Annotated in this window: 11 protein-coding genes; 3 read left to right on the top strand and 8 right to left on the bottom strand. The window is 69.7% G+C overall.

The window, feature by feature from the left end; all coding sequences use genetic code 11:
• Window positions 1–7: 7 nt before the first annotated feature.
• The 7 genes from tsf to R8F63_03455 all read right to left on the bottom strand — a co-directional run bounded on the left by tsf (window position 8) and on the right by R8F63_03455 (window position 7,343).
• A complete protein-coding gene (gene tsf / locus R8F63_03485) occupies window positions 8–796 on the bottom strand; it encodes a translation elongation factor Ts (GenBank protein MDW3217653.1) in 789 nt (262 codons plus the stop codon).
• Between the two features lie 47 nt (window positions 797–843).
• Window positions 844–1,833 carry a 30S ribosomal protein S2 gene (gene rpsB, locus R8F63_03480; GenBank protein MDW3217652.1) on the bottom strand — a complete coding sequence of 330 codons (990 nt, stop codon included), beginning with the start codon at window positions 1,831–1,833 and terminating at the stop codon, window positions 844–846.
• A gap of 701 nt (window positions 1,834–2,534) precedes the next feature.
• The gene (whiG, locus tag R8F63_03475) at window positions 2,535–3,311 is read right to left on the bottom strand and encodes an RNA polymerase sigma factor WhiG (protein MDW3217651.1); all 777 of its coding nucleotides are present in this window, start codon (window positions 3,309–3,311) and stop codon (window positions 2,535–2,537) included.
• 10 nt (window positions 3,312–3,321) lie between these two features.
• Window positions 3,322–4,200: a tyrosine-type recombinase/integrase gene (locus tag R8F63_03470; GenBank protein ID MDW3217650.1), complete on the bottom strand. Its 879-nt coding sequence runs from the start codon at window positions 4,198–4,200 to the stop codon at window positions 3,322–3,324.
• Window positions 4,201–4,256: 56 nt separating this feature from the next.
• The gene (locus R8F63_03465; protein ID MDW3217649.1) at window positions 4,257–5,345 is read right to left on the bottom strand and encodes a DNA-processing protein DprA; all 1,089 of its coding nucleotides are present in this window, start codon (window positions 5,343–5,345) and stop codon (window positions 4,257–4,259) included.
• Entirely contained in the window at window positions 5,329–6,888 is a 1,560-nt protein-coding gene (locus R8F63_03460; protein ID MDW3217648.1) for a YifB family Mg chelatase-like AAA ATPase, read from the bottom strand. The genes R8F63_03465 and R8F63_03460 overlap by 17 nt, the downstream gene beginning before the upstream one ends.
• A 107-nt stretch (window positions 6,889–6,995) precedes the next feature.
• Complete coding sequence (locus tag R8F63_03455) at window positions 6,996–7,343, bottom strand: cytochrome c (protein MDW3217647.1); 348 nt, start codon at window positions 7,341–7,343, stop codon at window positions 6,996–6,998.
• 138 nt (window positions 7,344–7,481) lie between these two features.
• On the opposite strand from R8F63_03455, the gene R8F63_03450 reads away from it, so the two are divergent.
• Together R8F63_03450 and R8F63_03445 are read left to right on the top strand one after the other, a co-directional pair.
• Window positions 7,482–7,694, top strand: coding sequence for a hypothetical protein (locus R8F63_03450; protein MDW3217646.1), 213 nt, complete (start codon window positions 7,482–7,484; stop codon window positions 7,692–7,694).
• A gap of 11 nt (window positions 7,695–7,705) precedes the next feature.
• On the top strand, window positions 7,706–8,575 hold the full coding sequence (locus R8F63_03445) for an alpha/beta hydrolase (protein MDW3217645.1): 870 nt from the start codon (window positions 7,706–7,708) through the stop codon (window positions 8,573–8,575).
• Window positions 8,576–8,580: 5 nt separating this feature from the next.
• On the opposite strand, the gene R8F63_03440 is transcribed toward R8F63_03445, so the two are convergent.
• Entirely contained in the window at window positions 8,581–11,418 is a 2,838-nt protein-coding gene (locus R8F63_03440; GenBank protein ID MDW3217644.1) for a Calx-beta domain-containing protein, read from the bottom strand.
• 205 nt (window positions 11,419–11,623) lie between these two features.
• On the opposite strand from R8F63_03440, the gene R8F63_03435 reads away from it, so the two are divergent.
• Window positions 11,624–14,467 (top strand): PQQ-dependent sugar dehydrogenase, encoded by a 2,844-nt coding sequence (locus tag R8F63_03435; protein MDW3217643.1) that lies wholly within the window; start codon window positions 11,624–11,626, stop codon window positions 14,465–14,467.
• The last annotated feature ends 9 nt before the right edge of the window (window positions 14,468–14,476 follow it).

Below are 14,476 nucleotides of genomic sequence, written 5' to 3'. Positions count from 1 at the left end.
GGTCTCCTCAGCTGCCGATCACGACCTGCAGATAGCGGGCGATCGTTCCCCCGCCCAGACTGTCCTTCACGGCCGTCTTGTCGCCGTGCAGACCCTGCTCGAGCAGGACCCGCTCGCCGTACCAGCCACGGAGGCGGCCGTCGACGATCTTCTCCCAGGCCTGTTCGGGCTTCCCCTCGGCCTTGGTGATCTCGAGCAGCGCCGCCTTCTCCCGCTCGACCTCGTCCGCCGGCACTTCGTCGGCGCTGAGGTAGCTGGGCTTGGCGAACGCGATGTGGAGGGCGACCTGATGGAGGTCCTCCTGGCTGACCCCACTGCCCTCGACGATCACGGCGTTCACGCCGCGGCCGTCCTGCACGTGGAGGTAGGTGTCGAGGACGTTCCCATCGGCGGCGACGATCTGTTCGACCGCGCCCAGCTCGATGTTCTCCTTGATGGTGACCTTCAGGTCGTCGATCGCCTCGGCGTGGGCGTCGACCGCGCCGGGGCCGCCGGCGACGACCGCGTCCGCGAGGGTCTGGGCGAGCCCGGTGACGGCCTCGTTCTTGGCCGAGAAGTCCGTCTCGGTCTTGATCTGGACGAGCGCGGCGGTGTTGCCCTCAACGGCCAGGGCGATGGTGCCCTCGTCGTTGTCGCGGTCACTGCGGTCGGCGGCCTTCGCCAGGCCCTTCTCCCGCAGCGCCTGGGTGGCGGCTTCCATGTCGCCGTCGGCCTCGACGAGGGCCTTCTTGGCGTCCATCATTCCGGCGCCCGTCGCGTCGCGCAGCGCCTTGACGTCCTTGGCGGAAATCGACATCTCTGATTCTCCGGTTGTGTGTGGTGTCGGTGGTGGTCGCTGGGCGCTCAGGCCTCAGGCGTACCCTCGTCGCCGGCCTGCGGGAGCGATTCTTCCACAGGAGCGTCGGTGACATCGGCGGCTTCGGCGGCAGGCGCCTCCGCGGCCGGGGTTTCTTCGGCGACGGGCGCCTCGGCCGGAGCCTCGGCCGCCGGGGCATCGGTCTCGACCTTCGCGGCGGCGACGCGTGCGTCGCGCTCGGCGGCGGCAGCCGCGGCCTCGGTGCGGGCCTGCTCCTGCTGGGCGGCGACTTCGGCCTCCTCGAGCGCGTTGCGCTTGGCGCCGGCCTCGCCCGACTTCTCCTGCTTCTTCGAGCGGATGAAGCGGCCCTCCTGCACGGCATCGGAGATGACGCGGCACATGAGTTGTCCGGCCCGGATGGCGTCGTCGTTGCCGGGGATGGCGTAGTCGACGAGATCGGGATCACAGTTGGTGTCGACGACCGCGACGATCGGCACGCCGATCTTGCGGCTCTCGGTGACGGCGATGTGCTCCTTCTTCGTGTCGAGCACGAAGATGGCGTCCGGCAGCTTCTCCATGTCGCGGATGCCGCCGAGGTTGCGCTCGAGCTTCACGAGCTCACGGTTGATGAGCAGGGCTTCCTTCTTGGGCATCGCCTCGAACTCACCGGAGTCGCGCATGCGCTGGTAGTCCTTCATCTTGCTCACGCGCTTCGAGATGGTCTGGAAGTTGGTGAGCATGCCGCCGAGCCAACGCTCGTTGATGTAGGGCATGTTGCAGCGTTCGGCGTAGGACTGGATGGAGTCCTGGGCCTGCTTCTTGGTGCCGATGAAGAGCACCGTGCCGCCGTTGGCGACGAGATCACGGACGAAGACGTAGGACGCTTCGAGATGGTTGAGCGTCTGGTGCAGATCCACGATGTGGATGCCGGAGCGCTCGCCGTGGATGAACCGCTTCATCTTCGGGTTCCAGCGGCGGGTCTGGTGGCCGAAGTGGACACCGGCCTCGAGCAGCTGCTTCATCGAGATGACAGCCATGGTTTCCTTCTTTCCCGGTTGCGTGTCCGTGCGGGACGCCGAGGCGACCGGGTGTTGCACGAACCCTTTGATTCCGTCGGCCCCACTGTGGGGCCATCCGGGGCCCGGATGGGCCGTCGTGGAGTGTATCGGGAACGTCGGCCAGGGCGACCTGGGGAACGGGACCGCGGACCGGGGTGGCCGGGCCGTGCGGAATCAGGCGCACCCGGGTGCGGCGCCGGCCGAACAGGGGCTCGGGGTCGACGTATTCGCCGTCGAGCCGGACCGTGAAGTGGAAGGGTCCACCCGCGACGGCGACGACCTCGCCCCGCTCGACCTCATCGCCCCGATCGACCAGCAGGTGGTCCACGAAGCCGACAGTGGAACGGAGCCCGCCGGGATGGTCGATGCTCACGAACAGGTCGCCGGCGACTGCGCCGGAGAACGCAACGGTGCCGGAAGCGGCGGCCGTGATCCGGTCCCCCGGCCCGGTCGCGTACTCGATGCCGCGATTGCCCGCCCCGTAGGGCCCGTCGGGCAGGCGGAAGGGGTCGAGCACCGGCGCGGTCGTCGGCCGGCTGAACACGACCGACGCGGCCGCCACCGGTGGGGGCGGGAGCAGCACGACGACGAGCGCAGCGATGAGCGGCCAGGGCAGGCTGCGGGTGGATCGGGACATGGCACTTCCTCGGTTCTGATCACCGGGGAAGTGGGACCGCCGACTAGACGGGTTCGCGCTCGGCCGCGGTGATGCGGGAGCGCAGTTGGAGCACGGCCTTGGTGTGGATCTGACACACCCGGCTCTCGGTGACACCGAGAACACGACCGATCTCCGCGAGGGTGAGCCCCTCGTAGTAGTAGAGCGTGAGGACGATCTTCTCGCGTTCGGGCATGCGGTTGATCGACTCGGCGAGGATCTGGCGCATCTCCTCGACCTCGTAGACGCCCATGGGCCCGGCGCTGCTGTCGGCAACGGTGTCGCCGAGCGTGACCGACTCGCCCCGTTCGCCACCGGAGAGCATCTCGTCCAGCGCGGCGACGCCGACGAAGCTGATCTGGCTGAGGGTGGTCTGGAGCTGTTGCTGGGTCACGCCCATCTCGTCGGCCACCTCCTCGTCGGTCGGCGCGCGATGGTGTTCGGCTTCGAGCTTGCCCATCGCCCGTTCGAGGGTGCGGGCCTTCGAGCGGACCGACCGCGGAACCCAGTCGATCGACCGGAGCTCGTCGAGGATGGCGCCCTTGATGCGGGCGATCGCGTAGGTCTCGAACTTGTACCCGCGCTCGGGATCGAACTTCTCGATCGCGTCGATGAGCCCGAAGACGCCGAAGCTGACGAGATCCGACTGTTCGACGTTGCGGGGCAGACCGACGCCGACGCGACCGGCGACGTACTTGACCAGCGGCGAGTACTGGATGATCAGCTTGTCCCGCAGCTCGCGCGACCGGCCGGATTTGAACTCCGCCCAGAGGCGTGCTGTTTCTGCTGCGTCGTCGCTCACAAAACCTGTCCTACGCCCGGGGGTGGGTTGTTCGATGGACGTCACGCATGCGTTCGCGGCTCACCCGCGTGTAGATCTGCGTCGTCGCGAGATCGGCGTGGCCCAACAATTCCTGCACAGCACGCAAGTCGGCACCTCCGTCCAAAAGATGAGTGGCAAATGTATGGCGCAGGGCATGGGGATGGGTGGGATTCTGGGCCCGGCGGTCCAGGAGGCGGCGCACGTCGCGTGGCGAAAGTGGTCTCCCTCTGCGGTTGAGGAAGACGATGTCGTCGGGCGTCGCGTCGTTCACGAGGGTCGGTCGGCCGTCGGCGATCCAGGCCGCCACGGCGAGCGCCGCCGGCTCGGAGATGGGCACGCGGCGCTGCTTGTCGCCCTTCCCCCACACGCTGATCGTGCCCGAGGGACCGGCGAGATCGCCGCGGGTGAGGCCGCACAACTCGCTGACCCGCAAGCCGCTGCCGTAGAGCAGCTCGACCACGGCACGGTCGCGCAGTTCGATCGCCGGGGTGTCGGCGCTGCGGGCACCGCCCTCGACCAGCGCGTCGAGCTCGGCCGCGGTGAGGACCTTCGGCAGCGTGGCCGAACCCCGGGGCGCGGACAGCGCCGCGCTCGGATCGTGGGTGACGCGCCCCGTGCGCTGGGCCCACTGGAAATAGCGCCGAAGCACCGACGCCTTGCGTGCGATCGTGCGGCGGGCATAGTCCTGACGGTCGAGCTCGGCCAGATACCCCCGCAGATCACGCCGCGTGACGGCACTCGGCGAGTCGCGTCCCCGCTCGACGAGCCAGCGAACGGCGTCGCGCCCATCGCGGGCATAGACCTCGCGGGTCGACTCGGCCACCCGGGTGAGGGAGGCCAGCCACTCATCGAGCTCCCAGCGGTCCATGGCGATCAGCGTAGTCAACGCCCCGTGACCCTCCTGACCACGCCCCGCGCGCATCGCTACGCCCTCCGTACCCGGACACCATCGGCGACGACCAGACCGCGGAGCTCCAGCCGACTGAGTTCCGCGCTCACCTCGCCGACCGACCAGCCCGTGCGCTCCACGATCTCATCGAGCGAGGTGGGCCCGTCGTCGACCGCCTCGAGCACCTCGGCACCGGCGGCGTCGCCCGGATCGACGGACGACGAAGCTCCCCCGCCGGTGCGACTGGTGTCGAGCCCGAGCGCGGTGGTGACATCGTCGACGTCGCGCACGGGCGCGCATCCGTCGGCGAGCAACTGGTTCGTGCCGACGGCCGCACCATTGCGCAGCGACCCGGGCACGGCCATCACGTCGACACCCCGGCGAATCGCCTCCTCGACGGTGAGCAACGACCCGCCGGCCGCCCGTGATTCGACGACCACGACCAGATCGCTCAAGGCGACGATCAACCGGTTGCGGGCCGGGAACCGCCACGCATCGGGGCGGGCCCCGAGCGGCGCTTCGGCCAGCAGACAGCCCGCCGTCGCGACATCGGCCCACAGCGACCGGTGCGCGGCGGGGTAGGGCACGTCCACGCCGCTGCCGACGACCGCGGCGGGCGGTGCCCCGTCGGCGGCGAGCAGGGCGCCGTGGTGGGCCGCGCCGTCCACGCCCAGGGCGAGGCCCGACACGACGATCACTCCCGCCTCGGCCAACCCCATCCCGAGCTCGCGGGCGATCTCGCGGCCGATGCCGGAGGCCCGACGCGTGCCGACGATGGCCACGCGGGGAAGATCCGCCGGCGGCAACCGACCCAGCCGGAACGCGACGGGGGCCGGATCGATGTCGTGGACGAAGCGCCGGGGGTGCTCGTCGTCGTGCCAGCTGGTGGCCGTGCACCCGAGCGCCCGCAACCGAGCGCCGAGCGCCTCGAGATCGACGTCGCCGGCAGCCGCTCGCCACTCGGCCCGCACGCTCGCCTCCGCCACATCCGACGACGCTCGACCGGCCATCACGCGGGCCCAGGCCTCGTCCACCTCCACGCCGTCAAGCAGCTTGGCGAGACGAGCCGTGGTGACGCCGGGGAGCCCCGCCAGCGCGGCCACCAGCTCAGGATGCCTCGGCATCGACGCTCCCTCCATCCACCCGCGGCCGCACCGGGGGCACCGCGTCACCGCCCATCGGGGGCCGGGCCCGGAACTGCAACGCCTCACCGATGTCGGAGCCCCGGATGACGGCCGAGCCGTCGTCGAGATCGCGGATCGTGCGAGCCACGGCCCGGACCCGCATGGCGCCGCGGCCGCTCAGGGCACCGACGACCAACGCCCGGTGCAACAGATCCAGCGCGTCGTCGTCGAGCGGCGCGAACTCGTCGAGCGCCTCCCGACTCAACTCGGCGTTCGTGTTGACGCCCCGCAGCGCGGCGAGATCGCGCACCGCGGCGACCCGCTCCGCGACGGCGGCGCTGGACTCCCCCGGTGTCGCCTCGAGCAGCGCGACCGGCGACGGCCGGTCGACGTGGACCATCACGTCGAGCCGGTCGAGCAGCGGCCCGGACACCCGCCCGGCGTAGCGCGTGCGACTCGCCGGACTGCACCGGCAGTTCGTGGTGCCGCCCTCGCCGCACGGGCACGGATTCATTGCGGCGACGAGCAGCATCCGGGCCGGATGCTCACGGGTGCCGCCGCTACGGGCGATGCGGACCACGCCCTCCTCCAGCGGTTGACGGAGGGCATCGAGGACCCGGGGGGAGAACTCCCCGAGCTCGTCGAGGAAGAGGACCCCTTCGGTGGCACTGCTCACCTCCCCCGGATGGGACCACCCCGACCCGCCGCCCACGAGGGACGCCATCGACGCCGAGTGGTGCGGTGCCCGGAACGGAGGTCGCCGCACGAGCCCGCCCGCGGGCAGCGACAGGCCGGCCGCGCTGTGGACGCGGGTCACCTGCTTGGCCGCCGTCGGGCCGAGATCGGGCAGCAGCCCGACGAGACGACGCGCGAGCATGGTCTTCCCCGCGCCGGGTGGCCCGACGAGCAGCAGGTGGTGACCGCCGGCCGCCGCGAGCTCGAGCGCCCGTCGAGCGCCGGGCTGACCCCGCACGTCGGCGAGATCCGGTTCCTCCGATGGCGGTTCGTCGTCGAAACGACAGTCGACGTGGGGCCACGGCAGCCCCTGGGCCAGCGCGCCGACGACGTCGCGCAGGGAGCGCACGGGACGGGCCCGTTCCTCGAGGCCGAGCACCGCCACGCGCCCGTCCGCCGCCGGCACGATCACGCGCTCGTCGCCGAGCACGTCGACGAGCGGCAGGATGCCGCGGACACTGCGCACGGTGCCGTCCAGCCCGAGCTCGCCGACCGCGGCGACGCCCTCGAGCAGCTCGATGGGGATCTGATTCGTGGCGCCGAGGATGCCGAGGGCGACGGCGAGATCGAGGCCGGCGCCGACCTTGCGGAACCCGCCCGGCGCGAGGTTGACGGTGACGCGTTGCATCGGCCAGTCGAGATCGGACGACTCGATCGCGGCCCGGACGCGATCGCGCGCTTCGCGACAGGAGGTGTCGGGCAGGCCGACGATGGTGAAGCCGGGCAGGCCGTTGGCGACATGGACTTCGACGCGCACGCGGGCGCCGTCGATGCCATCGAGGGTCGCCGAGGGGACGGTGGCGAGCAAGGGGGTACCTCCGGGGTGGATCGTGGAGGTCGCCTTGCGCAGGCCGACGAGCGTTATACCGACCCTACCGGGACGGTCTGACAGTGGGTGTCGCCCCGGCGACGGAACTACCCGAGCACTTCGCGGGTGTAGCGCACGACGGCGTCGATCTCGGCGTCGGACAACGACCCCCCGAAGCTCGGCATCGAGTTGCGCCCGTCGCGGATCACCTCCTCCTGATCCGCCGGGTCCGGATAGGTCTCCGTCACGGTGCCCGCCAGCCGGGGGCCGGTACCGCCGCCCCCGGCCGAGCCGTGACAGTTCGCACATCGAGCACCGAAGACGTCACGCCCGAGCGCGAGCGTTGCATCCGGTCGGCCGTCCGGCCCGAGCGGGACCTCCGGCGGGTCGCTCGCACAGCCCGACGCGATCGCGAGGACGAGCACCAGAGAGACAACGAGGCGTGGGGTCCGCATCGGGTCCGACGATACTGAGCAGATGGGAATGGACCCCACGCGGCCGCACCGGCGACGACCGACCGACCTGCTCTACGTCGGGGCCGGCCTGCTCGTCGCACTCCTCCTCGTCCTCTGGGCGTTCTTCGGGTAGCGACGATGGACGATCCCGAGGCCTACGGAGACGTCGAGGTGCGATTCCTGCAGCCGTACCAGGCGACGAAGACGTATCTCTGCCCCAACTGCAATCGCGACATCCCTCCGGGCACGGGCCACTACGCCGTCGTGCCGGTCGGCGCGGAAGACCTGCGTCGCCATTGGCACCGCGGCTGTTGGGACGGCCGCCGGACCCGCAAGAGCCCGCGCCGGTAGGGTCGCCACCCATGGCCAGCGACGAACTCGAAGCAACCATCTCGCTCATGCGCGAGATGAACATCATCTCCGGCGACATCGAGGCGGACCGCGCCGCGATACCGGTCGGCACGCCGATGCCCGACGGCATCGCTCACGAGATGGTCCGCGTCGGCGAGTGCACCGCAGCCTGGATCACCGACGGCGTCCGCACCGACGCGGCCCTGTTGTACCTCCACGGCGGCGGCTACGTCCTCGGCGGTCTCGGCACCCACGGCGCCCTCGGCGCCCGTCTCTCGCACGACACCGGGCTCGCCGTGCTCGTACTCGACTACCGACTCGGTCCCGAGCACCAGCACCCCGCCGCGCTCGACGACGCCCTCGCGGCGATGACGTGGCTCGCCGACCAGGGCATTCCCGCCGATCGAGTGGTCGTCGCCGGCGACAGTGCGGGCGGCGGACTCACCCTCGCCACGCTCGCGGCGCTGCGCGACCGGGGCGACCAGGCGGCCGCGGGCGTGGCGCTCTCCCCGTGGGCCGATGTCACCTGCACGAACGCCACCTACGAGTCCGTCGGCGACGCCGACCCGCTCGTCGGTCGCCACAACCTCCAGCAGTACGCGGCTGCGTACGCCGGGGACACGCCGCTCGACGATCCCGCACTCTCCCCCGGCCTGGGCGACCTCGCCGGCCTCCCGCCCGTACTCATCCAGGTCGGTGGGATCGAGGTGCTCCTCGACGACAGCGTCCGAGTGGCGGAGGGGATCGAGGCAGCCGGCGGCGAGGTGACCCTGCAGCGGTGGGACGAGGGCATCCACGTCTTCCAGATGTTCGACACCCCCGAATCAGCGGACGCGCTCGGCAGGATCGCGGAGTTCGTCGCCGCGCGGGTCGGGGGCTGACCGCCTCAGTCGTCGTTGTCGCCGTCGTCGTCGTCGTCGAAAATAATGATCAGGCCGAGCCCGAAGAAGTCCGTGTAGAGCGTGGCGTTCGACGACGGGTTGCTGAACGCCGCCAGCCCCCACTCGCCCCAGAGGAGCGGCGGTTCGTCGATCGTGTCACCCAACACCTCGACCGGGAACGTGGCGGACACCTGGCCCGCGGGGATCGTCAGGGTGCCGGAGAAGGCCGTGTAGTCGACCCCCGACTGCGCCACCTGCGGGTTGGCGGTGTCTATCGACGTGTAGTCGATGGTGACGTCGGTCGACGACGGGTGTGTCATGTTCACGATGAAGTCGTGGAAGGTCGAGCCCACATCACCCTCGACCGCCGAAACGCCCAACGGCCGGATCTCGGGCAGCGGATCGTCGTCGGCGATGTCCACGAAGCCGCTCCCGGTACCGATCGTCGCGTTGACCGGGTTGCTCAGCTGGATCTCGAGCGTCTCGAGGAGCTCGGCGACATCGTCGTCGGCCACCGTGACGTCGACGAAGAGCCGATCGTCACCCTCGTTCCAGACCAGGTGACCGCTCGTTCCGACCACGTCGGCGTGGTCGGCCAGCGCGGGATTGCCGGTCGCGTCCACCACGTCCCAATCGACCTCGACGTCGAAGATGGCGGGATGTGAGAGGTCGACCGGGATCGACGCGACGACGGTGCCGCCGCCCCCCGGCTCGACGACCGCCTCGCCGGTGCGGGCGATGATCTCCGGCTGGCCCAGCATGTCGACCGCGGGCGGCAGCGAGAGCACCTGCCAGGTCGCACCCCCGTCGGTGGACTTCATGATGTCCTGTTGCGCATAGGCGAACACGGTCTGGTCGTTGGCGAAGTCCTCCGAGAACTCGATGGGGACCTCGGTCGGGTTGTTGAACTCCGCGATCACGAGATTGTTCGCCAGTAGGTCGGTCCCGGTCGCGGCGAAGGTCACGCCGGAGTCCACCGACTTGAGCAGTCCGGCCGTCTCCTCACTGATCAGGACGACGCCGTCGTTGGCGAAGTCCGGCGAGATGGCGACCGCCTCGATGTGACTCGTCGCAGTCAGGGGACCACCGGTGATCGTGCTCCAGTTCGTGCCACCGTTCGTCGTCACCAGCAGCCCGGCCGGCGTGGCGGCGAAGACCGTCTGGTCGACGGCATAGTTCGGCGAGATCGCGACCTGCGGCGCCGATGCCGCCGGGCCGGTGGGCGACCAGGTGGAGCCACCGTCGACGCTCTTCACCACACCGGTGTCGATGCCGGCGAACAGCGTGTCGTCCGCCGTGAACGCAGGGCTGACGACGAGCGAACGAATGCGACCCCCGGCGTTGGAAAGGTGCGTCCACGAGGTCGCACCGCCACCCGTCGAACGATGGACGTCGCCCAGCAGCGTGCCGAAGAAGACCGTCTGGTCGACGGCGAAATCGGGCGACACCGCGATCACCGGCCCACGGATCGGCGGCGTCGGCGTCGAGACGAACACCTCGTTCCAGAACTCCCCGAGATCATCGCTGTACGCGAAGCGGTTCGGTGTCACGGTGAACATGCGCTGGTCGTTCGCGAAGTCCGGCGACATCTCGGCGTTGTAGAGGCGGCGTACGGCGGCGAACCCGTTCCCGTCGTCGCGGACATGTCCGAGTCCGGTGTGAGCGGGTTGCCAGCTGGCCCCGCCGTCCGTCGACACGTAGGCGCCCTTCACGTAGGTGGTGACCAGCACGGTCTGGTCGTTCGCGTAGTCGGGCGACAGCGCGATGCCGACGATGTAGTCGACGTGCGTGTGCTGTGCGGTCCAGGTCGACGCCCCGTCGTCGGACCGAAAGAGGCCGTCGAAGCCGCCGACGTACAGCGTGTTGGTGCCGCCGTTGTCGCGGACCACGATCTCGCCGAAGTTCGCTCGCCCGAGCTGGGCGGCCTGGGCGGCGACGGTGAGCCCGCTGCTGCTCAGCGTCCAGGTGACGCCGCCGTCGGTCGAGCGGTACACACCGTCGGTGCGCGACGACAACCAGGCCGTCTGATCGGACGCATGCGCGGGTGAGATGGCGAGCGACTGGACCTCCTCGGCCGGCAGGGAGAGGCCAGCAGCGGCAAAGGTGGCGCCGTCATCGGCCGACCGGAACAGCGCACCTGTCTCGGTGCCGACGAGGATCGTCACGTCGGTCGCGTTGGGCGCGGCCACGATCGTCGTGATCGACGGGCCACCGGCGACCGAGTAGAGCGATGTCCAGTTGGCACCACCGTCGGTGGAGCGCCAGACGTCGCCGTTGCGATCACCGGCGTACAGATCTCCCGACGGGGCGAACGTGAGGGCGTCGACGCGCGACGACGAGGGGCTCGACGTCGACCAGGTCGCCCCACCGTCGGTGCTGCGGGCCACGCCGAACGGCGCGCCCGCCGCGAGGACGAGATCCGCGGTGGACGGCGACCACGCGAGATCGGTGACCGCGGTCAGCGTCAGGCCGGTGGAGCTCGCGGTGAACGAATCGCCGCCATCGGTCGAGCGGTAGATCAGGCCGGCACCCTTGGTGCCCACGATGAGGCGTTGCGCGTCGAAGGGGTCGAAGGCCACCGACTCGAAATCCTTCCCGTGCACGCCCGTGACGAGCTCGGCCCAGGTGACGCCGCCGTCGGTCGTCCGCATCAACCGATTGCGCACGATCGCGATTGCGGTCTGGTCGGTCGCGTAGGCGGGCGACATGTCGACGCCGCCGATGTCGTCGTGGGGCACGTGGGCGAGCGCCGGGCCGCTGACGGCAACAAGTGCACTCGCCACCACGGCGCACACCGCCGCGATTGCTCTGATGGTCCGCCGGTTCTTCTGTCCCCCATGCATCCGCCCGACGGTAGACGGCGCCCGTCCCGTTTGCACATTGCGTGAGCTTCCGAGCCCGAATCGCTGCATAGGTGGAAATTCGTGCACTCCGTCTGCCCACTCCGCGTGAGATTTTGGGCTCGCCGAACTCGCATCGGACGCCGGAACGTGTTTCCCTTGAGGGGTCCGGGTAGGCGCCCGGCGTCGAGAGGGAGCACCGAGGCGAATGCGTGGACAAAACGGCGAGACGACGATGTCGACAGGGAAGCGCACCGTTGCGAGCGGTGTGGTGTTCGCGCTGGTTGCGGCGCTGACCGCCCTGATCGGCGCCGCACCGGCGACCGGTCACGGTGGGATCCCGGCAGGGTTCGAGGACCTGCCAGTCGTGAGTGTCACCCAGCCGACCGATCTCGCATGGACGCCCGACGGTCGCATGATCGTCACGAGCAAGCTCGGCGAGGTCCGCATCGTCGATGCCGCCGGAAACCTGATCGCCACGCCGGCGATCGACCTCGGACCGACCCTGTGCACCAACGTCGAGCGGGGACTCGGTGGCGTCGCCGTCCACCCCGACTTCGGGGTCAGCAACAACTGGATCTATCTCTACTTCACGTACAACAAGTACGGCACCTGCAACGAGTTCACCCCCGACAGCCCGGTCAACCGCATCTCGCGGTTCGAGCTCCCGCCCAGCAACATCATCGACCCCAACTCGGAGCTCGTGATGATGGACACGCCCTACTTGCGGCGCTGGCACCACAACGCGGGCGACATGGAGTTCGGCCCCGACGGCTACCTCTACGTCACGATCGGCGACGGCGGACACAAGGGTGAAGCGGACGAGGTGGACTTCCTCACCGGCAAGATCGTGCGACTGACCGACGACGGCGACATCCCGCCGGGCGGCAACGCGTTCAACGGCCCGAACTCCGTGCGCTGCAACGTGGACGGCGTACCCCCGGCCGGCTCCCCGGCCAACGCCGAATGCCAGGAGATCTACACCCTCGGCCACCGCAACCCGTTCCGGTTCGCCAAGGACCCGAACTCGGCCACCACGCGGTTCTACGTCCTCGACGTCGGCCAGGACGTCTGGGAGTCGATCGACGAGGTCACGGTGCCGGGCGCGGATTACGGCTGGCCGTCGCGTGAAGGACCGTGCAAGTTCGGGTCCAACACGGACTGTGCTCCGGTCGTCGGCAAGACCGATCCCATCCACTGGTACGAGCACCCGTCGGGGGGCGGCGCGGCGATCACCGGTGGCGCGTTCGTGCCCGACGGCGTGTGGCCCGCCGAGTACGACGGCGCGTTCCTCTACGCCGACTTCGTCCTCGGCCACATCTACAAGATGGATCCGGGCGGTGCGGACTGCCGGCTCTGCACCCCACCCACGTCCGCCTATCAGCACAACGAGTGGGCGGAGGCCAACACCGTCGTCGAGATGGCGTTCGGCCCGTACGGCTCCACGCAGGCCCTGTACTACCTCGACCGCGGCAACAACGAGGTTCGCCGGATCTCCTACGTGGGCAGCGCCAACCGCACGCCCATCGCGGACGCCGTCGCCACCACGCCGCCCTACGGGGCGACGCCGCTGAACGTGAGCTTCGACGGCACCGGCAGCTTCGATCCCGACCTCGACACGCTCACCTACGAGTGGGACTTCGACGACGGCTCCCCGATCGACACCTCGGCGACACCGACCCACGCGTTCACGGTCGCCGGCGTGTACGACGTCAGCCTCACCGTCGACGACGGCAACGGCGCGACCGGTACCACGTCGCTGCGCGTCGACGCCGGCAACTTCCCGCCGGTGCCGACCATCATCACCCCCGCGCCCGCCGACGAGTTCGCCGTCGGTGAGACCCTCACGCTGACGGGTTCGGCGACGGACCCGGAGGACGGCGCCCTCACGGACCTCGATCTCTCGTGGGAGGTGCGCCAGCACCACAATGTGCACTACCACCCGTTCCTGAACCCGACCGTGGGCAACAACCTCACCATCGAGGCGCCGGAACCGGAGGATCTCGCATCGACGACGAACAGCTATGTCGAGGTGCTGCTGACGGCCACCGATTCCTGGGGCCTGACGGCGACCGTGTCCGAGTTCGTCGATCCCGTGCTCGTCTCGGCCACGTTCGACACGGTGCCCAGCGGGCTCGACGTGACCGTTGCCGGGGAGACCATCACCGGATCCAGCGTGCAGACGATGTGGGAGAACTGGACACTCCCGATCACCGCGCCCAGCCAGCAGTCCGGTGGACTTCCCTACATCTTCGGCAGCTGGAACGTGGGCGGACCCGGCGCTCGCGACATCACGATCGGCTCGTCGCCGAGCACCTACACCGCGACCTTCCAGCAGACCACACTGCTGATCCCCGGCGGCGCGAGCGTCACCGAGGGCGACAGCGGCACCGTCACCGTCGACATCCCGGTGACCCTCGACGTCGCCTCGAACCTCACCGTTTCGGCGCAGTGGACGACACTGGACAACACCGCGACGAGCCCGTCGGACTTCACCAGCGCGTCAGGCACCGTCACGTTCCTGCCCGGCGACACCGACGAGGTGGTGTCGATCACCGTGAACGGCGATGACGTCTTCGAGGGCGACGAGCTCCTGGTCGTGCAGTTCCACACGCCGACCAACACCAACATCGGTGGCGTGTGGGGGCTCGGTTTCGGCACGATCCTCGACGACGACCCGACGACGATCACGCCGGGCCTCGCCATCGCCCACGAGGGCGACGTCGGCACCACGACGCTGGAGGTGCCCGTCACGCTCTCCAATCCCTCCGCGAGCACCATCACCGTCGACTACTCGTCGGTGGAGATCCTCTCCGATCCGACGATCGCGGTGCCGGGCGTGGACTATGTCGGGCCGCTGAGCGGCACCGTGACCTTCCTCCCGGGTGAGACGCTGCAGACGGTGGAGGTCGACATCATCGGCGACACCGACTTCGAGCCGCCCGCCTACCTCGGGGAGTGGGCAGTCCTCGCCTTCTCGAACCCCTCCGGGGCGACGCTCGATCCGAGCTTCTTCGGACTCGGCATCGGGATCATCGTCAACGACGACTGAGCATCACGA

This window comes from Acidimicrobiales bacterium (assembly GCA_033344915.1).
Taxonomy (GTDB): domain Bacteria; phylum Actinomycetota; class Acidimicrobiia; order Acidimicrobiales; family Aldehydirespiratoraceae; genus JAJRXC01.
The sequence above is the reverse complement of the archived record's forward strand: the minus strand, read 5'-3'. Positions and strand labels throughout refer to the sequence as shown.

Bases quoted from the DNA above. Each gene is read 5' to 3' on its own strand.
- rpsB (MDW3217652.1), bottom strand. From the start codon at position 1,833: ATGGCTGTCATCTCGATGAAGCAGCTGCTCGAGGCCGGTGTCCACTTC.
- R8F63_03440 (MDW3217644.1), bottom strand. From the start codon at position 11,418: ATGCATGGGGGACAGAAGAACCGGCGGACCATCAGAGCAATCGCGGCG.
- R8F63_03455 (MDW3217647.1), bottom strand. From the start codon at position 7,343: ATGCGGACCCCACGCCTCGTTGTCTCTCTGGTGCTCGTCCTCGCGATC.
- R8F63_03465 (MDW3217649.1), bottom strand. From the start codon at position 5,345: ATGCCGAGGCATCCTGAGCTGGTGGCCGCGCTGGCGGGGCTCCCCGGC.
- R8F63_03470 (MDW3217650.1), bottom strand. From the start codon at position 4,200: ATGGACCGCTGGGAGCTCGATGAGTGGCTGGCCTCCCTCACCCGGGTG.
- R8F63_03435 (MDW3217643.1), top strand. From the start codon at position 11,624: ATGCGTGGACAAAACGGCGAGACGACGATGTCGACAGGGAAGCGCACC.
- R8F63_03450 (MDW3217646.1), top strand. From the start codon at position 7,482: ATGGACGATCCCGAGGCCTACGGAGACGTCGAGGTGCGATTCCTGCAG.
- tsf (MDW3217653.1), bottom strand. From the start codon at position 796: ATGTCGATTTCCGCCAAGGACGTCAAGGCGCTGCGCGACGCGACGGGC.
- R8F63_03445 (MDW3217645.1), top strand. From the start codon at position 7,706: ATGGCCAGCGACGAACTCGAAGCAACCATCTCGCTCATGCGCGAGATG.